This is a genomic window from Psychrobacter sp. H25 (assembly GCF_059076335.1).
Window position 1 is genome coordinate 1416695 of sequence record NZ_JCACRV010000001.1, and the last position, 19159, is coordinate 1435853.

Sequence of the window (19159 nt, forward strand, 5' to 3'; positions counted from 1 at the left end):
TATACTAATCATTACTTATTGCGATATAGGTAGCCATGGTGCACTTAATACTAACAAGCATAACGCAAAAAAGATTAATGAGAACGATTGGCTATAGGCAATATATTTGGCTGGTATCACAAGATCCTTTGGAGAATCTGGAATTCCTTTGCGCTTTAGTAACCGTGTGCCATATATCCAACCAAAGGTAGTATAGATACCATAAGCAGCAGGAACCGCAATCGCCAACGGTGCCAAATCAATCACATATAGAGCGACTACAGAGATGAAGAACCATATCGTATCTAAAAGCGAGCTGAATTGAAAAAACTTAGATTTGGGCAATTTGCCATCTGTTTTTTTGAGCATCTCCCCTTCTATCCAAATTAAAACTGCTACCACAGCACTGAGAGTCACATACACGAATTGCGGCGTTAGCCAGTCTGGATAAGATATTTGCACAACATACAACCTGTAATCTGTAGAAAATAAGAATGAGACACCCATCTGCATCTGTTATTCAAAGACAAATAAGCGTGGTAAAAGCACTTTGGACAGTGTAAAGATGACTGCTTATATTGGGCAGTTATTACTACTTTTCAACCAGCATATATAATAACTTGTGTCTCTACCAAGCATGACTTAAAAAACCCGTGCTATCTAGTGATAACACGGGTTCTAGGACTATCTGTCAGTATACTTTAAAGTGATATCGATTTAGTTTTTGTCTTTATCGATAATTTTGTTACCACCGATCCAAGGCATCATACCGCGTAGCTTGGCACCAGTTGTCTCGATTTGATGCTCAGCGTTGTTGCGACGACGTGCTGTCATTGATGGATAGTTGGTTGCACCTTCAGAGATGAACATCTTAGCGTATTCGCCAGACTGGATGCGTTTTAGCGCATTACGCATGGCTTCACGTGACTGCTCATTGATAACTTCAGGACCCGTAACGTATTCACCGTACTCAGCGTTATTACTGATTGAATAGTTCATGTCAGCGATACCGCCTTCATACATCAAATCAACAATTAGCTTTAGCTCATGTAGACACTCAAAGTAAGCCATTTCTGGTGCGTAGCCTGCTTCTGTTAGTGTCTCAAAGCCCATTTTTACTAGCTCTACTGCACCGCCACAAAGCACTGCTTGCTCGCCAAATAGATCCGTTTCCGTCTCATCTTTGAACGTGGTTTCGATGATACCTGAACGACCGCCACCAACACCAGCAGCATACGATAGTGCTAGTTGTTTGGCTTGACCAGAAGCATCTTGATAGATGGCGATAAGATCTGGGATACCGCCGCCTTTAGTAAATTCTGAACGTACAGTATGACCTGGTGCTTTTGGCGCAACCATAATGACATCTAGATCACCGCGCGGTACCACTTGATTGTAATGAATAGCAAAACCATGAGCGAAGGCTAATGTCGCGCCTTCTTTGATGTTTGGCTCGATGACGTCGTTATAAAGCTCTTTTTGAAACTCATCAGGTGTCAAAATCATGATAACGTCAGCAGCTTTTACCGCTTCTTCTACTTCAGCAACTTTTAGACCTGCATTTTCAGCTTTTTTCCATGAGCCTGAGTTGGCACGTAGACCAACCGTCACATCAACGTCAGAATCTTGTAGGTTAAGCGCGTGCGCATGGCCTTGTGAACCGTAACCGATGATGGCAACTTTTTTACCTTGAATAATTGATAAATCACAATCTTTGTCATAAAAAACGTTCATAAATAGAGTCCTTGTCTCAATCATGGCTTGCCATGGATAGTAAACGCTTATGCTGTAATTAATATAGTCACTGGCATAAGCGTCTTGTTGATTTAGATAAATAGTTTTTGATTAAAGTAGAGCTTGATTAAAATAGGTCGTAATGAGTATTAAATACTAAGCGTCTTTTCACCGCGAGCAATACCAATCACACCCGAGCGAACCACTTCCATAATGCGCTCACGTCCGAGCACATCGATAAAGCCGTCAAGCTTTGCCTTGTCGCCAACGATTTGAATCGTATATAAATTGGCATTGACGTCGACGATCTGCGCACGGAAAATATCTGCACTACGTTTGATCTCTTCGCGCACACTACCAGTCGCTCGTACTTTGATCAGCATCAATTCACGCTCGACGTGTACATTCTCTGTTAGATTGTGCACTTTAACCACTTCAATCAATTTATGCAATTGTTTGGTGATCTGCTCGATTCTCTCTGGTGACGTAATAGTTGTCAATGTTAGGCGAGAGATGCTTGGGTCATCAGTAGGTGCGACGTTTAACGTTTCGATATTGTAGCCACGCTGTGAGAACAAGCCGACTAGACGCGACAACGAACCCGCTTCGTTTTCCATCAATACCGAAATCAGATGTTGTTGTTGCATTAGGTACGCTCCCCTTTTGTTAACCACATGTCACGCATTGCCTGTCCAGCGATTTGCATTGGATATACATGCTCATTACGATCGACATAAATATCGATAAATACCAGTTTGTCTTTCATTGCCATGGCTTCTGCCAATTGCGCTTCCATGGTCGCAGGGTCAGTGATCTTGATACCGACGTGACCATAACTTTCAGCCAATTTGACAAAGTCTGGTAATGAATTCATGTAAGACTGGGCGTGGCGACCTTCATACAACATGTCCTGCCACTGCTTCACCATACCTAACTGGGCGTTATTTAGGTTTAGGATTTTTACTGGCAAGTTGTACTGTAGGCAAGTTGATAGCTCTTGGATATTCATCTGAATAGAGCCTTCACCTGTGATACAAACGACGTCACGCTCAGGGTTAGCAAGCTTTGCTGCCATCGCATATGGTAATCCAACACCCATGGTACCTAGACCACCTGAGTTCAACCACTGACGAGGCTCATTGTATGTGTAGTAAAGTGCTGCAAACATCTGATGCTGACCGACGTCACTGGTGATAATAGCGTTACTGTTAGTCACTTTATCTAGAGCCTGTACCGCGCTTTGTGGCTTGATACCATTGTCTGTACTGGTGTCATAACGCAGACCATGGCGCTTACGCCATTCATTGATCTGTGACCACCAGTCTAGTAATGCATGTTGCTCTAGCTGCTTATCCTGACCGACGATCTCTAACATATCTGTTAGGACAGATTTTACGTCACCAACGATAGGGATATGCGCCAGAATGGTTTTTGAAATCGAAGCAGGATCAATATCGATATGAATAATAGTTGCGTTAGGGCAGAATTTTTTGACGTTATTGGTCACACGATCATCAAAACGCGCACCAACTGCCAAAATAACATCAGCATGATGCATACTCATATTGGCTTCATAGGTACCATGCATACCGAGCATGCCTAAGAACTGCTCATCTGAGCCCGGGAATGTGCCCAGACCCATCAACGTATTGGTCACTGGCAGATTTAGACGATGAGCAAGGTCAGTCAACTCTTCATGCGCTTTACTCCAGATCACGCCGCCACCTGCATACACTACTGGACGCTGCGCCGCGAGTAACGTCTCAACCGCCTTTTTGATCTGACCACTATGGCCTTTGAGTGAAGGCTGATACGAACGTATAAATACCTCTTCTGGGTACTCATAGGCATGTTTTTCGCTAGGGGCGGTCATGTCTTTTGGCACATCGATAACCACAGGACCTGGACGTCCAGACTGCGCAATATGGAATGCCTTTTTGACAATCATAGGAATTTCGCTAGCATGGCGTACTTGGAAGCTATGCTTAACGATAGGGCGTGACACCCCAACCATATCTGTTTCTTGGAAAGCATCTTCGCCGATTAGGCTACTTGGTACCTGACCTGAAATCACTACCATCGGTACTGAGTCCATAAAGGCAGTAGCAATTGCAGTAACGGTATTGGTTGCACCAGGACCTGATGTTGCGAGCACCACACCAGTATTGCCAGTCACTCGTGAATAAGCATCTGCCATGTGACCCGCAGCCTGCTCGTGGCGTACTAGAATGTGTTCAACGGCTTCTTGCTGAAACAGCGCATCATAAATGTGTAGAACAGCACCACCTGGGTAACCAAAGATGTATTCGACACCTTCGTCAGTCAGCGCTTGTACCAGCATTTCAGCGCCCGATAGCATTACAGGCTCTGCACTGCCCTCTGCGAGACGTTGTTGCTTTTCTTCAAAATTTTTGGCGGCATTACCCGTTTGGGTATGTCCCGTCATATTCGGACTTTGCGTGGTTTGCGTCACTGTCATCACCTTTTTTTGCGGCGAGAATTTGCAGCATTTTATGAGGAGAGAGAATCCATGTAGGCATTACTTCTAAGTTCGTAAAACGATTGCCAATTCTTGTCCATATCAAGAATATTTGCCTAATGTATTGAGTTACGTTGTTTTTGAAGACAACAAATCACTCAAACACAGCAATGTATTTAAGGTCAGCTTTGTGATGGACATTTATCGATATACAGTGACAAGATACGAGTGCATCTAAAAAAGAAGCTTATTATTGCAAGTGAATACAAGCAAGCACTGATGACAAATTCATTGGTACAGCCGTATAGATATAAACAAATAAGATAAATTCTATAGCCAATAATTTGGCTGTCTCGCAAGCGTATTGACCCTTACGATAGATTTTTAAAAAACCTTATACTTACCTTATGTTTAACACAACTGATAGAATCACATGTAGTACATTTTAAATAATAAGTTTATCTTAGTCATTGTAGACAGATAAGTCCGGAGACGATGATTAGCGGTTAGTAGTCGCTTGACCACTACGTCTGCTAATCATGATCACAAAGGAAATAAAACTGCGTAAGCTACCGATAAGTAACCCGTAGTTTGCATTCACAAGTGCCACGGCAATATCATAAAAGCCGCTCACTGACCAATCAACTGCTCTTATATTCGATGGTTTAGGCCCTATTGTCAAGAAAAACTTCTAAACCCTATACCTAACTATTAGTTATTAAATAATATACATTGATAAGTATTTTTTGCTAAAATCAAAAGTCGGCAGGTTATTACTATCAATAACAGGCTTAAATGTTATATTTAACCTTATACCTATCTGCTTCTACCAAACAAGAGGATTGCCACTATGGCATATGCATCTATAATCACTACTGCTGCCAAACTGCTAACGAGCACTGCGTGTATGCTAATGCTGTCTATGAATGCCAGTCAGGCTATTCAGGTATATAAATCCATTGGTGCACATGGTGAAGTCAAGTACAGTCAACATGCTCCGCAGAATGGCAAAAACATCGAATTGATTGAGTTTCGTAGTGACGGCAGACAAAACAACGCTGGAGAAATGGCAGGCAAAACAGATGCCAGCCAAAGCAATAATACCCAAACGGCAGAAGAGCAGCGTGTAGCCGCTCTTGAAGCACGTATTAAAGAACAAGAAGCACAGGCCAATGCCCAGCGCTGTCAATCGCTGCGCAATAACCTAACCAACCTAAATGTTGGCGGACGTATCTATGAGATGGATGCAGATGGCAAACGTCAATACTTAGATGGACGTGAAATTGAGCTAAAACGTGAGCGCGTACAACAAGCAATCAATCAGTACTGTGGTAGCGCTACGACCTAGTTTTTGTAGCGATGATTACTCAACAATCATCAGCTGCATAACATGGCGAATGGCTGCTGGCATATCTTGAGCTTGTAGCCCTCGCTGTCCGACCAATAGCATATTGTTACTATAACAATCGCCCGTTTGGTTGACCAACACATCCCCTGCAAACCCATGTATAAGTACTGCTTGATGCAAGCTGCGCGACGCTGATACTAAGTCCTGCTGCGCCAACAATCCAGCAGTCACACCAGATAATACATCACCCATGCCAGCCGTTGCCATACCAGCGTTTCCAGCATTGCAGACGTATACCTGCTTTCGCCCTGATTTTTGCTCCAACACTAATGACCCTGCTCCCTTTAGTACCCAGTCACCACCATAAACCTTGGCGCACTGCGCTATAGCTTGCAGTCTATCACGCTCTACCTTGCTGATTTTTTGATCAAGCAGCTTAGCCGCCTCCCCACTATGCGGTGTCATACAGACTCGATGATTTGAGCTATATTCTCGTAGCTCTTTTACCAGTTCATGACTGTCCATATGCAGTGATGCTAAATGATAAAGCCCGTCAGCATCAATCACTATTGATTTTTCATACTCTATAGCTGCCTTTATATAATCGATGAATAGTGCTTTTGCTTTTTCGTCACGGCCTAATCCCATACCGATAGCAATGACGCTGGCTTGTTTTATTAAGGTCTTCACACTATCTGCATCGTGCAGATTGATAGTCATTGCATCTGGCAACGAGGTTAACAATGCACCATGAAAAGCCTCATGGCAGGCAACCGTTATCTTTCCAGCACCAGTAGCCATCGTACTAGACGCAGCGAGTATCGCGGCTCCGCCCATACCTTGTGAGCCATCAATACGATTTCCGCCGATAACGAGTGCGTGACCATAGCTGCCTTTATAACTGTTTTGACGGCGTGCCTGCATACTATGTGCAGCCTTCAGCAGCATAGCAATGGGTTCAGATGCTGGGCTCGTGCTTTCATTGGCTATGGTATGGTTGCTAGCTTCTTGTGGTCGAGTCAACTCATAAGGTATGAGCGGTATATCAGTGACTTTTCCACTATAATCTGTACCATCTTTGGTATGCAGACCAAACTTGCGTGCTATCAGACACAAAGTCACATCAGCCTGTATCGCAACGCGGTCGAACACTTCACCAGTAGAGGCCACCAACCCACTTGGAATATCGACTGCCACTGCTAATGCTTTATGTCGTTGCGTACTATCATTAAAAGTATTAATCGCTTCTTTGTAGATACCTTCTGGCGCACGGTCAAGTCCAATACCAAAGAGAGCATCGATATGCATATCCGCAGATAAGATACTCTCGTTTAAACTATCCTGACGATGATGGATCTCTTCAAAACGTTGATAGTTGCAATTGGCAGATAAGGCTATCTGTAGCGCTTTGGTAGCATCAGTCATGTTGCTGCTATCACTATTTTTATTATTAGCAATTACTGCCTGATTGTTTATGGCAAGATCACTTTTATCAAATCCTACAGTGATTACTTCGACTTGCCAGCCTGCTTGCTGCAAGTAATGAGCAATGAGCCACCCGTCCCCACCATTGTTGCCCTTTCCTACCCAGATGCATGCCCGATGCGGACAAGTATCATGATGATAAACATAAATATTGGGATGACTGTCTTCAAAGTATTTTTGCTCATAAAGCTGTTCTATCCGTTGCGCCATCTGCCAAGCGGCTTGTTTCATTAGCCCAAAGCTATCATACCCTTCTGCAAACCATGCTTGCTCCATCGCGTATACTTGCTTGCTACTATACAGTGCCACAGGTTTTGTGTTTTTTATGGGTAATATAATGGTTTGATTTTTCATTTTATGTCCTCTACTGGTCTTTTCTTATATTTCGTACTAGCTTAGCAAAAGCTAATATCGACTTATGTATCGATATGACTGTAGGTTTATTTTCTTTTATACTTGCGATCGTCACTCACTGGCTTATCATATCGGTATACCCATCACTCATGATCAAACACAAAACCTTCAATCGAACCAAATAAGCATCTATATCTATGCATACTGATAAAAACAAGATTGCCATTAGCGACGCCTATGTATTTTCAACCACAGCAGATGTTAAGCAATGGATCAAAGCGCAAGCACAAGCACTAGGGTTTGCTGACTGTGGATTTCTATCTGTCCACCACCCTTTGTTTACTCAGCAAATTGAACAGTTACAGCAGTGGCTGAGTAAAGGCTACGAGGGACAGTTACAGTTCATGCATAACAACCACCATCTGCGTGCTCATCCTGAGGAGTTAGTAGATGGTGCAAAGACCATTATCAGTGTACGAATGGATTATCTCACTCAGGCACCGACGCCGCGTGCTGTCACGGACAACGATCATCCCAATCAAGGCATCATCGCGCGTTACGCCAGAGGACGTGACTATCATAAGACGATGCGTAGCCGCTTGAAGCAATTGGCCTTGAATATCGAAGCAATGCTTCCTGAATGGCAGCATCTAAGTATCGGTGCAGAAAAAGAATTTATATTCAGACCTTTCAGCGATTCTGCGCCTATATTTGAGCGGCCTATCGCAGATGCTGCAGGTCTTGGCTGGACAGGCAAGCATACGTTATTGATCAACAAACAAGCGGGCTCATTCTTTGTGCTGGGTGAGTTATTTTTGAGCCTTGAGTTACCCGATGATGAGCCTGTTAAGGAACACTGTGGTAGTTGCAGCGCTTGTATTGATATATGTCCTACTCAAGCGATTGTAGCGCCTTATGAGCTCAATGCATCTGCCTGTATCTCTTATTTAACAATTGAGCACGATGGTATTATTGATATCAAATACCGACGCGCGATTGGCAATCGGGTGTTCGGCTGTGATGATTGTCAGCTGATATGTCCATGGAATCGATACGCCAACCTTACTACCGTCGAGGACTTCGCGCCAAGACATGGTCTTGATAACAGCAGTTTGCTTGAATTGTGGCAATGGCAGGAAGCGGACTTTTTAAGAAATACACAAGGTAGTCCCCTTAGACGCACAGGCTATATCAATTTTTTGCGTAATATCGCGATTGGTTTGGGCAACGCCAATGCCAGTTTGGAAGTGGTTGAGCAACTGAAATCTAAGTTGACTATACATAATGCTATGCTCGACGAACATATCGAATGGGCATTGGATGAGCAGTATAAAAAATTAAATCCTAATAGCGAGCTAACCAATTCATAGATACGAATAAATATATGAACTCATTATTTGATCTGATAGAAACCCACAAAAAAAGCCTCTTAAACATAAGAGGCTTTTTTATATTTAGTCGACTCTACTCAATCTCTAAGCACTTTTTGAGAATTATGGCTTAGGAATGCGTAGTACTTGACCTGGATAAATTTTGTCTGGATCAGACAGCATTGGCTTGTTGGCTTCGAATATTTTCATATAATCACCAGATTCGCCATAAACATCTTTAGCAATTTTAGATAAACTATCGCCAGATTTTACGGTATACATAGTTGATTCAGGTGCATCTTCTTCGATGTCGATATTGTCAATAACTTTTGCGACGTTCTGCACATTACCAATAGCGATGATGGCTTTTTCGCGATCAGCTTGAGTCTTAGCATTACCACTGATCTCTGCAGTATCTGTAGAACCATTATATTTGATTTTGAGATTGCTGATATTTAAGTTTTGCTGCTGAATACGACGTAGCAAGATGTTAGCGACTGACTGTGCTGAAGGCTCACTGCTTTGTACTGGTGTATTAGCATCTGCTTTGGTTTCAGATTTTGCGTCATGCTTTTCGTCATCACGGTTAAAAATCTTGTCACCGATATCCTTTGCGAAACTGAACATACCCATATAACTACTCCTTAAATTTTTATTATTCATCGTTGTTTTTTTGATGATATGTAATAAAGCACTGTCTTGCTCTATTCCTAATTACCATGATGAGTATAGACAAAGGAGAATAAAGTAAATAGTAAGAGTATGTTGAGTAATGTTGGATTGACGTAGCTTATGTTAATACAACTCAGTAGTCCAAAGTTCATACATATGAAAACCAGTATATCTAGCATAGTCAGCATATAAAGAAGAACAGACGCATAAAAAAACCGCCTATCTATAAGATAAGCGGCATCACAAAACTGTCAACTGTATAGCAAATTATAGCTGAGCTTGTACGTAATCGATTGCTTTTTGAACAGTAGTCAATTCTGCAGAGTCTTCATCAGGAATAGTGATACCAAAATCACTTTCAAAAGACATAACCAGTTCAACTAGGTCCAATGAATCTGCACCTAAGTCTTCCATGAATGAAGCATCATTGTTGATGTCTTCAACATTCATACCTAATTGCTCAGCTACTGCTGCTTTTACTCTTAGTTCGATATCATTACTCATATAGATCACTCCATTATCATCTATTATTTTTGATAAACTGCTATAGCGCTTAATCTAAGCTTTATAGCATGGTATATAAAATGTATTTGCCAGATCAGCATTGCTGTCTGAGTACTCTATGACATAGTGTACAATCTGTCTGATGTCTAATAAAGCCCTGCTATCATACAGGGCTTTGACTCAAAAGTATCCGTCATTATAGCACCCTTTATTATAGTTTACACTCGTTCACACAGTTTTTTATTATAACTGTGTAACGCCTACATATACATGCCACCATTGACAGGAATAACAGCACCTGTGATATAGCTGGCCTCATCGCTGGCTAAGAAATGTACGGCTGCTGCAATGTCTTCTGGCTGGCCAAGACGGCTGATAGGAACAGCATCTAGCATAGAGTTCAATAGGCGCTCATCAAGCTCATCTGTCATATCCGTTTCGATCAAACCTGGTGCGACGCAATTGATAGTCACTTGGCGTGAACCGATTTCACGCGCAAGCGTACGGCTGAACCCTTCTACACCGGCTTTGGTCGCAGCATAGTTAGATTGACCTGCGTTACCCATTTGAGCGACGACGGAGGTTATATTGATAATGCGACCACGACGTGCTTTCATCATGCCACGTACTGCACGCTTACTCATGCGGTATACTGATGTCAAATTGGTATCGATGACGTTTTCCCAGTCTTCATCTTTCATACGCATCAATAGACCATCTTGGGTGATACCTGCGTTGTTGACGAGTACCTGTACCGCACCATAGACACTTTCGATTTCTTCGAACAGTTTATCAATTTGGGCAGTATCACGTACATCTAACACACGACCGATACCGCCAGTATCGTGAAGATAATCATCAATCAGCTCAGCACCTTTCTCTGTAGTGGCTGTGCCAATGACGAAATGTCCTTCTTTCGCAAAGCGTTTAGCAACTGCCTTTCCAATACCGCGGCTAGCACCAGTCACTAATGTAATCGTACGGCTCATAATAACACCTCTAATAATTTTTCTAGACGGGCAGGCTTGTCAGTCGGATAGCTTGCGATCGGCTGTGCTTGACGCTTCGCCAAATTGCTGAGGACATTACCACTGCCACACTCGATTAATATATTAATTTGTTTGTCAGCCAACTCTTGCATGGTTTTTGACCACAATACAGGTTCACTTAGCTGTTCAGTTAAGGCTTGCTTGACGCCCGCTGCACTGGTCTCAACACGCGCATGGCGATTTTGAATCACAGGGATAGTAGCCTGATCAAATTTGATCTCTGCTAATATCTCAGCTAAGGCATTACTTGCAGGTTCCATCAGTGCGCAATGAGATGGCACACTTACCTTTAGGGGCACAGATTTTTTGCCAGTATTTTTTACTTTGTCGATAACAGCGTTGACGCCCGCAGCATTACCCGAAATAACCACTTGCCCTGGACTATTAAAATTAGCAGCACCAACTACAGCAGCTTCAACATGTTCTGTTGCTTGTTCACATAGGTTTTCGACTCTATTGTCTTCAAGTCCTAATACGGCAGCCATAGCAGTATCAACCCCTACAACAGCCTCTTGCATCAACTGACCACGCTTATGTACCAAGGTCACGGCATCACCAAGCGATATCACATTGGCAGCACATAACGCGCTATATTCGCCAAGAGAATGCCCCGCTAAATAACAAGGCGTTTCTTTTAGTTGTTGTTGTAAAACACGCCAAATAGCAATGCTAGCTGTCAATAGCGCTGGCTGAGTGTATTGAGTTTGATTGAGTTTATCTTCATCTTGACAGATTGCCCACAAATCCTCACCAAGCGCCTCACTCGCTTCGGTAAACGTATCACGTATCTCTGGGTAAGTTTCAGCAAGCTCACTTGTCATTGAGACGGCTTGAGATCCTTGACCAGGAAAAATAACCGCGATACGAGCGGGTTGCTTTTTTACCATATCGGGTACAGAAGCCATAACCAATATTCCTTATCTGATTAGAATATCCCTAAAAACAATGGGGTTTATTATATTATTAGATGTTATACAAAGCCGCTACTTCGACTACCTGTCTACGACAACGGATTGTCAGTAAACTATACACTGACGCAAGCCATTATCATAGCGGATGCGTATCAAGCGATGATAGTGAAGCGCTGTGCGAACCAAAAGACTAATGACATTATCATGCTCTATTATCTACTAGGAACAGAAGCTCGTTTGGGTAATGAGTAGAGTCATAAATAACAAAAAGCCAAGTTATCCAGCCACATAATATATGATAGCGAAATAACTTGGCTTTTTTAGCTCGAAGCTTATTGACTAATAATAATCAGGCAAGACAATGACAGTCACCAGTACTATCACTGCTTTGCTCAAATTATCATAGAGTCAATGTCTTAGGCGTCTTGACTTACTTTAAATAGCTGACGGCCACGATAGAAACCATCTTTAGTCATGTGATGACGACGATGTTTTTCACCAGTAGTAGCGTCTACGCTTAGTTCAGCAATTTCCATACGGTGATGTGAACGGCGCATGTCACGACGAGAACGGCTTTTACGACTTTTTTGAACAGCCATGATATAGCTCCTATACTTAAAAGGGATAAGCTTAAAATTCAGCTTTAGTCGATACTGACAGAGGCTATATAATCATAACAACCTAAGTCTTAAGCATCATTAGTTAAATAAATTGTCACTTACATAAAGCGCTAACTATGTCTGAAATTTATGAAAAATTTACCTAGTCAGCTCCTATCAGCACGCAACAGGTTGCTCGAATGCAATAAACCGGACATTATACGCATGTTTATTGAATTAATAAAGCCCTGCCTTGCACTCTTCTGTGCAAAGCTGACAAAAGGCTCAATAAATACATCTAGCAAGTCAATTCTGTATTTATAATTTGCCTTTTAATGAAGCCAAAGCTGCAAAAGGGTTTTCGGTTTCTTCTTCTTCTGGTAGCTCGCCGAACTGCTCAACTGACATTTCACAGTCGTCATGTTTTGGCGCCATTGGTGTTTTGAGCAAAATCTCATCTTCTACCAGTTTTTTGAATGGCAATAAACGCTCAGGAGATTGCTCAGTGACGATTTCATCGAGCAACAAGTAATCTTGCTCATCATTGACCAAGCGTACTTGGCTATCATTTTCAAGTAGCGCAATATCGTAGTCATCAGACAAGTCTATCGCAATTGGCTGTAAACAACGTTGACACGTCAACCAGACATCACCTGCCAAAGTGAATGCCAGATGCAAAACATTATTGCGGCGATAAAGCGTCGCATTCAACTGAATATGTGATTGTTCATGCTCTGTACTTAGTGTAGTAGCAAGACGATCAAATAGTTTTGGATCAACCTCTCCTGACCACTCATAACCCGTGTCAGCCCACTTATCCAATGAAATATGATCAGGCATGCTAGTAGATACGGACGCTTTTTTATTATCAGCAAAAGGTGCTGACGGCTTAGTTTCTGAAGTGCTTGACATGCGAGGCCTCATTCATAAAAACGGAGTATAATATTGCCTGCCATACTAACGGAAAGTATCAGGCTACGCTAGCGGTAGTATGTTAATATTTTTTGACAGAAAAACTATCTAAGTCTCTATACTTGCTCCTTTTTCATTCAGATAATCTTTCTGTTTTTAATGCTTATCTTTTAACATTTATTGAGTCAATACTTTATCTATGGATCTGTCTAACAACAAAACTGATTTTTCTAACTTACTCTCTTCTATTGACGCCAATGTACTTATCGAGCGCATTACTGAGCAAAATAGCAATCTAGCAAAAATATCTACTAAGTCAGAATGTTTTGACTGTAATAAATGCTTAAAAGAATGGGAACGTCAGTGGCAAAAACTGTCTAGTATCAATCTTGAGTACAGTCGTCAAGCAGTAGAAGCGACTGATAGCGAGCGTGGAGCTACTGATTGGCTGATAAGTCTATTCAATACATTGTTCCGTGAGCAGCAGGTCGTATTGGTCCGTAGTAATAGTGAGCCTGAATACTTCCCTATTCAGGGTAATCAACCTGCCAGAATCGAATTCGCCCATGGTTTTTTTGCAAGTGCTTTGCATGAAATCCACACATCTCCTTATAGGTTGACATGCTAGAAACCTCTTATTCTAATAGTGTACATCGCTATATTATTTGTAGGCATCTAAATTAAAACTATCACTTCGGTGATTATTACAACCTATCAGAACAAATCACTTTTACCTATCCAAAAGATAATGGTCGTTCTATCAATTAGGTATCATAACAATTAAGTTTTTCAGGTATCTTTCACATCTTCAGAAGCATTCTTTCTAATATCATCCTATCTAAGCTATAAACGCGGACATGATGCGCTTCGCTACGTCTATCTATTAATGGTTACTTTTGATCAATCGTACCATCCTCTAATCCAGTAGATTTTATCTATGTCAGATAGGTAGAAGTAAAAGTAGTTTTCTGCTATTCATGTTTATCATTAACGTCTTTGCACATAGTATTGTCAGTTGCAAGATATCGAATCATATGAACACGGATATAATGATGGTAATATTAAAGCACGCGAGTGTAGATAGAAGCAGACCCAAGGATGTAATTCACCACGGTGATATTAGGTCTTAATGCTTATCTATTCACTAAGCGAATAAGCTGACTAGCTATAGCATTATTATGTTTGTGGGCAGAATAGTTATTCTTTATTTCGGAGATGGCTGGACGAGAGTTAGTGATACTGGACTAGTAATCTTACATAGGTGAAATGATTTGATAAATATGATTGAATAGCACAATTAATTATGTTTCATCTTTCGATACTGGCTGTGAAAAGCAATACTATAATAGCTTAGCAACGTCGGGCTCAAACTATAAGAGCTAATTATCTTCGAGCGCTATCTTAGTATAGTGAGCATGTAGCAAAGCTTTTACTTCCTTGCTAGTTGCAATTTTACCTTCCTCAAAGTCTTGAAAGATGTGCTGAGTATCTGGGTTAATAGGAATATTATCGACTGCGAAGCTGCCCAAAGTATCAAAGTTAATGCGGCGGCGCTTTTCTATTTCTTGTTTGCTAACGAGGATAGGACGATCATCGGTAATCGATGCTTCAAATTTAGAATCTTCCATACTAGCTCCTATCAGTAGTAATAAAATTGTTCAGCAAGTCAGATAGTCTTCTATCTAGACAATCTTTCTCTCATTGCTATGTCTTATTCGGCTGATTTAATTGTATTAGTGATTTAGACATCGGTAAATCATGATTGTTTAATATCAAGAGCTATTGTGACTGAATAATTCGTACTTCTAGCATCTCCTAGAGTTGCGTAACTTACTTGCTCTAAAGTTTTTTGGGACCTATATGGGCTGAATAGCTCATCAAGAGTATGGTGAAAACCACCATCATCTACTGCAAATACATAATCAAAAAATATTTTGGCCATTGCAGACTGAGGGTGGCTAGCATCGCGAAAAGATTTATTGTGACTCCAACTACCACTGTATATTTTATTGAATACTCTCTCTATATTACCAGAAACAGAATTTGAAGCATGTTTTCGAGTAATACCTGGTTTTTGCACGTATGCAGCAGCATTTTCCACAGACTTCCAAATGATATAATGCATGGTTGATACAGAGCATTCAGCTAAACATGATCTGAGAATACTAATTAGCTTTTCGCCAATAGGCGGTGCTAGATAGTTCAATCTTGACCTAGTAATCAGGTAGCTTAAACACTCTCCTAGCTGTAACTTTTCACACCAGTTCTTAAATTGATCATTCGCTACTAGAGCACTGGTATTTTTCTGAGATTTAGCGTTTATCAAGATTTTAGTAAGATTCTCAATACTATAAGCAAACTCAAAGATCGCTTGATAGAAATCTATCTCTAGCTCTTTTTCTTCGTTGATAGTTACGTATTCGTAGCTATTTTCAGAAGCGAGTATGAGCAGATTTCGGTTAAAAAGATGCTGTAGTATCTCTTCATCTAATTTAGAGAACGGTGATAAAGGTAATGATAAATTGTCACGTAGAGAGACTGTATTCCTTATATTATCTGCCCCTAGGCTCTCTACAGTCGCTGCGAGTAGAAGTTTATCCACATCGTTAAGCTCAGTGACTGAAGGAATACTGCTTAATTGAATGCTTCGGCATTGATTGATGTACTCTAGAGCGGTCTGTCTCTTTTCTTCTGCTAAACGGTCTTGTTTAAGACGATACTCTAAGTACTCTTGATCCATTCTTTTTTCAAGCGCCGCCCTGCAATCATCACACCGCCATCTAATAAGATCCAATCGAGTTAGCTGTGAGCGAGTATAGCAAATCTTAGTTGTACCGCAGTCTATGCATTGGCAGTCTAGTACGACAAGATGAGCATTTATTTTAACGATACTAGGTATATCCTGATGCTTAACATCAAACTCTTGACCTATTTCTTTACAGGTATATATAAAACCACTTCGTTTATCGCCTTCTCTTAACCAGTACCTCTCACAGATCAGCTTATTAGTTTCTGTTATATCTGGCTGATACTCTAGTTTTGTTTTCATACTCACCTCATAATACCGACTATATCCCGTGGATATTATAGCCCACCACTGTGAGTATTGCTATTTTTAGCAGTGGTTGGTGAGATGAAGACAGATGAACGCATGATAGCCTTTGGAAAGCGTATCCGTGATGTGCGCAGAAGCAAAGGAATATCTCAAGAAGTGCTGGCAGAGATGGCAGATATTGATCGAAGTTATATGGGAAATATCGAGCGTGGAGAGAAGAATGTCACTCTCAAAAAGGCCTATGATATTTGCGATGCATTGGATATAGATATTAAGGATCTAGTCTAAATTGTTCGATTCATAATAATATGATAGTTAACTATAGTCAGTCTAGAATAAAAGAGATACAACCCATATCATGAAACAGCTTAGGTAGATTATTCTCCATCCAGCCTTGACGTAGAAATTTTGCCTGTGCCCACTTCTTTTCAATGGGATTTAGATCAGGGCTGTAGGGTGGCAACCAAAGAATACGAGAGACCATCCCAGATTCTGTGTAACTGACGTTTAGATTAAATACTTACACAAAATTTAGGAAGGTCTCTGAAAATTAACCACCTGACACAACTCGTCACCTACTAACAGATCTTGGCGGTCATAAAAGTTGCCCCAACGCTTATAATTATTATCCGTTCTCGACTCAGGGTTATAAGTAATGGCGATGTAGGTTTGAATTTTATTAGTGTCCTAAATTAGTTGACCACCACCAGATTCTTATCAAAGACTTCATCATCTATTATTCGCCAAACGGCAACTTGCTGATGGTCTTTGGTGGTGACTAGATTTAAAGTTTGTTCAATCATTGCTTGAGGTCTCATATCCTTATGATGTTTATTTGCTTCAAACCCAGTTACTTTACACTTAGCGGTTTAATTAAGCTACTTACTTGAGCTATTTGCTTCAGTTATTAGGCTTGGCTACTTACTCAACTTCAATATTCTAAAGGCGCCCTGAATAACTAAAGCAAATACGATGCTACCAATAATCAAATCAGGCGTACTAGAGTGTAACCAATTAACCAAAATCCCTGCAACAATTACCCCTAAATTGATAATCACATCGTTTGAAGTGAAAATCATACTGGCTTGCATATGGGCTTCTTCTTTTTTGCTTTTCGATTTTTGTAGTAAATAGAGGCAAATCAAGTTTGCAATTAGCGCAAGAATCGATATGACTATCATGGTAGAAAAGTCAGGTAACTGCTCATTGCCAAAGAAACGTCTTAGTACTTCTAAAAAACCAAGAATCGCTAGCGTAATTTGAAAATATCCGGCAATTCTAGCAATCCGTTTTTTCTTAATGACCGTTCCACCGACCGCAAATAAGCTAATTCCGTACACGAAGCTATCTGCTAACATATCTAAGCTGTCGGCGACCAACCCCATCGAACGAGAAATCAGTCCCGTGCTCATTTCAATAATAAAGAAAGCAAAGTTAATGACCAGCACTATCCATAGTAGCTTTCTTTGCTCAGCATCTTTTTTGTGACTAGAGTCAGCATCAATTTTAAAATTATTGTTGGGATCAGAGGGGTCAATGGTTTCGGTCGAGAGTAGGGTGTCTCCTAATTTTAGGTCATGAATAGCAGTCTCTATCCCTTCTATATTGTCATGATGAAACACAGTTAATTGACGGTTAGGAATGTCGAACTCAAGATGTTCAATATTCGAGTGGCCCTCTAATTTCATTCGGATTAGGTTTTCCTCCGAAGGGCAGTCCATCTTCGATATTTTAAAAGTTGTTTTATTCATAGCTACATTTATATCCGGGTGGTGGTTCAAAAAGTAGGCTGGAAAAAAACAGGCTGAGAAATTGATAAATAGTGAAATGCAAATGACACTATACATCAAATGCCCAGCCTGTCTAAGTGACATTACCTTCCAGTTCACATTTTATAAACATACTCAAGTATAAAAAGTATTTTTCCGTATAGAGTGAATACGACGCTAGTTCATTTTGTTTGTGATAATCGGCATCAATGTGCTTATTTATTACGCTTACTTTCTAAAAATATCATGTCAATTATAATCAATGCGACACCGACACAGACACCTATATCTGCAACATTGAAAAGAGGATAATTCCAGACATCAGCATAATGCACATGGATAAAGTCAACCACTTTACCAATTCTTAAACGATCGATTAAGTTGCCAATCGCACCACCAAGCATTAAGGCCAACCCCATAGATAATAGCTTGGCTGCACGTGGCGCTTTGATTAAATAAACCGTTAAAAAGATAGCCATTACAAAAGCTACGCCTGAGAAAAACCATTTCTGCCAACCGCCAGCGTTGGCTAAAAAGCTAAATGCTGCCCCATAGTTATAAGCGAGTGTCCAGTTGAGAAATGGTTCAATGACCGGTACGGGGTCATTGAACGCTAATGTGGTTTGGGCCAACCACTTAGTCCATTGATCAAGTATTAATACCATTATCGCCAACAAATACCAGATAAAAGCGCGACTGCCATTGGCAACCATTTTTGGTATTTTGTCCAACTTATCTTTAGGTGTTATTGAGTTGCCTGAAGTCACGTACATAGCTTTAGGCGTATGATTTATGGTTTTAGAGTCAATCGATTGATGAGTACTACTCACAGCTATAGGTACCTTCTTGTCAGCAATATTAGTACTAGCCGATTCAACGCTATTCAATTTAGTACTATCTAATCTGTCGGTAGATTCAGTCATAGTTGTTTCCTTTATC

Annotated in this window: 20 protein-coding genes and 1 pseudogene; 5 read left to right on the top strand and 16 right to left on the bottom strand. The window is 40.9% G+C overall.

What is annotated here, in order from left to right:
* Positions 1-15: 15 nt before the first annotated feature.
* From AC5JPO_RS05575 to AC5JPO_RS05590, 4 genes are all read right to left on the bottom strand, one after another.
* Complete coding sequence (locus AC5JPO_RS05575; RefSeq protein WP_319052057.1) at positions 16-441, bottom strand: hypothetical protein; 426 nt, start codon at positions 439-441, stop codon at positions 16-18.
* Between the two features lie 255 nt (positions 442-696).
* Entirely contained in the window at positions 697-1713 is a 1017-nt protein-coding gene (gene ilvC / locus AC5JPO_RS05580; RefSeq protein ID WP_238038758.1) for a ketol-acid reductoisomerase, read from the bottom strand.
* A gap of 149 nt (positions 1714-1862) precedes the next feature.
* Complete coding sequence (ilvN, locus tag AC5JPO_RS05585; RefSeq protein WP_319052058.1) at positions 1863-2360, bottom strand: acetolactate synthase small subunit; 498 nt, start codon at positions 2358-2360, stop codon at positions 1863-1865.
* Entirely contained in the window at positions 2360-4072 is a 1713-nt protein-coding gene (locus tag AC5JPO_RS05590; protein WP_319052070.1) for an acetolactate synthase 3 large subunit, read from the bottom strand. The genes ilvN and AC5JPO_RS05590 overlap by 1 nt, the downstream gene beginning before the upstream one ends.
* 970 nt (positions 4073-5042) lie before the next feature.
* Between AC5JPO_RS05590 and AC5JPO_RS05595 the strand changes: the two genes are divergently transcribed.
* Entirely contained in the window at positions 5043-5540 is a 498-nt protein-coding gene (locus AC5JPO_RS05595; RefSeq protein WP_443526875.1) for a DUF4124 domain-containing protein, read from the top strand.
* Positions 5541-5555: 15 nt separating this feature from the next.
* On the opposite strand, the gene AC5JPO_RS05600 is transcribed toward AC5JPO_RS05595, so the two are convergent.
* Entirely contained in the window at positions 5556-7379 is a 1824-nt protein-coding gene (locus AC5JPO_RS05600; protein WP_493853509.1) for an NAD(P)H-hydrate dehydratase, read from the bottom strand.
* 197 nt (positions 7380-7576) lie between these two features.
* On the opposite strand from AC5JPO_RS05600, the gene queG reads away from it, so the two are divergent.
* Positions 7577-8749, top strand: coding sequence for a tRNA epoxyqueuosine(34) reductase QueG (gene queG, locus AC5JPO_RS05605; protein ID WP_493853510.1), 1173 nt, complete (start codon positions 7577-7579; stop codon positions 8747-8749).
* 123 nt (positions 8750-8872) lie between these two features.
* Here queG and lysM read toward each other — a convergent pair whose 3' ends face one another.
* From lysM to fabD, 4 genes are all read right to left on the bottom strand, one after another.
* A complete protein-coding gene (gene lysM / locus AC5JPO_RS05610) occupies positions 8873-9382 on the bottom strand; it encodes a peptidoglycan-binding protein LysM (RefSeq protein WP_071003170.1) in 510 nt (169 codons plus the stop codon).
* 306 nt (positions 9383-9688) lie between these two features.
* Complete coding sequence (gene acpP / locus AC5JPO_RS05615; protein ID WP_057758815.1) at positions 9689-9925, bottom strand: acyl carrier protein; 237 nt, start codon at positions 9923-9925, stop codon at positions 9689-9691.
* A gap of 260 nt (positions 9926-10185) precedes the next feature.
* Positions 10186-10914 (bottom strand): 3-oxoacyl-ACP reductase FabG, encoded by a 729-nt coding sequence (gene fabG / locus AC5JPO_RS05620; RefSeq protein ID WP_057758813.1) that lies wholly within the window; start codon positions 10912-10914, stop codon positions 10186-10188.
* Positions 10911-11879 carry an ACP S-malonyltransferase gene (gene fabD / locus AC5JPO_RS05625; protein ID WP_493853511.1) on the bottom strand — a complete coding sequence of 323 codons (969 nt, stop codon included), beginning with the start codon at positions 11877-11879 and terminating at the stop codon, positions 10911-10913. The genes fabG and fabD overlap by 4 nt, the downstream gene beginning before the upstream one ends.
* Positions 11880-11987: 108 nt before the next feature.
* Between fabD and AC5JPO_RS05630 the strand changes: the two genes are divergently transcribed.
* Entirely contained in the window at positions 11988-12137 is a 150-nt protein-coding gene (locus AC5JPO_RS05630) for a hypothetical protein (protein ID WP_493853512.1), read from the top strand.
* Positions 12138-12301: 164 nt separating this feature from the next.
* Here the strand turns inward: AC5JPO_RS05630 and rpmF are convergent, their stop codons facing one another.
* On the bottom strand, positions 12302-12484 hold the full coding sequence (gene rpmF / locus AC5JPO_RS05635; RefSeq protein WP_057758809.1) for a 50S ribosomal protein L32: 183 nt from the start codon (positions 12482-12484) through the stop codon (positions 12302-12304).
* Positions 12485-12802: 318 nt separating this feature from the next.
* On the bottom strand, positions 12803-13396 hold the full coding sequence (locus AC5JPO_RS05640; RefSeq protein ID WP_493853513.1) for a YceD family protein: 594 nt from the start codon (positions 13394-13396) through the stop codon (positions 12803-12805).
* A gap of 412 nt (positions 13397-13808) precedes the next feature.
* Here AC5JPO_RS05640 and AC5JPO_RS05645 point away from each other — a divergent pair.
* Positions 13809-13994, top strand: a pseudogene (locus tag AC5JPO_RS05645) (elongation factor P hydroxylase); the annotation flags it as partial.
* 781 nt (positions 13995-14775) lie between these two features.
* Here AC5JPO_RS05645 and AC5JPO_RS05650 read toward each other — a convergent pair.
* Together AC5JPO_RS05650 and AC5JPO_RS05655 are read right to left on the bottom strand one after the other, a co-directional pair.
* Positions 14776-15024 carry an antitoxin VbhA family protein gene (locus tag AC5JPO_RS05650; RefSeq protein WP_057758803.1) on the bottom strand — a complete coding sequence of 83 codons (249 nt, stop codon included), beginning with the start codon at positions 15022-15024 and terminating at the stop codon, positions 14776-14778.
* A 128-nt stretch (positions 15025-15152) separates the two neighbouring features.
* Positions 15153-16445: a hypothetical protein gene (locus AC5JPO_RS05655; protein WP_057758801.1), complete on the bottom strand. Its 1293-nt coding sequence runs from the start codon at positions 16443-16445 to the stop codon at positions 15153-15155.
* A gap of 84 nt (positions 16446-16529) precedes the next feature.
* Between AC5JPO_RS05655 and AC5JPO_RS05660 the strand changes: the two genes are divergently transcribed.
* Positions 16530-16739 carry a helix-turn-helix domain-containing protein gene (locus tag AC5JPO_RS05660; protein ID WP_058025361.1) on the top strand — a complete coding sequence of 70 codons (210 nt, stop codon included), beginning with the start codon at positions 16530-16532 and terminating at the stop codon, positions 16737-16739.
* 37 nt (positions 16740-16776) lie between these two features.
* Here the strand turns inward: AC5JPO_RS05660 and AC5JPO_RS05665 are convergent, their stop codons facing one another.
* From AC5JPO_RS05665 to lspA, 3 genes are all read right to left on the bottom strand, one after another.
* Positions 16777-16935, bottom strand: a complete 159-nt coding sequence (locus tag AC5JPO_RS05665; protein ID WP_224737862.1) for a transposase — start codon at positions 16933-16935, stop codon at positions 16777-16779.
* A 433-nt stretch (positions 16936-17368) separates the two neighbouring features.
* Positions 17369-18202 carry a cation efflux transmembrane domain-containing protein gene (locus AC5JPO_RS05670; RefSeq protein ID WP_493853514.1) on the bottom strand — a complete coding sequence of 278 codons (834 nt, stop codon included), beginning with the start codon at positions 18200-18202 and terminating at the stop codon, positions 17369-17371.
* 233 nt (positions 18203-18435) lie between these two features.
* Positions 18436-19143, bottom strand: a complete 708-nt coding sequence (gene lspA, locus AC5JPO_RS05675) for a signal peptidase II (protein WP_057758795.1) — start codon at positions 19141-19143, stop codon at positions 18436-18438.
* Positions 19144-19159: the final 16 nt, after the last annotated feature.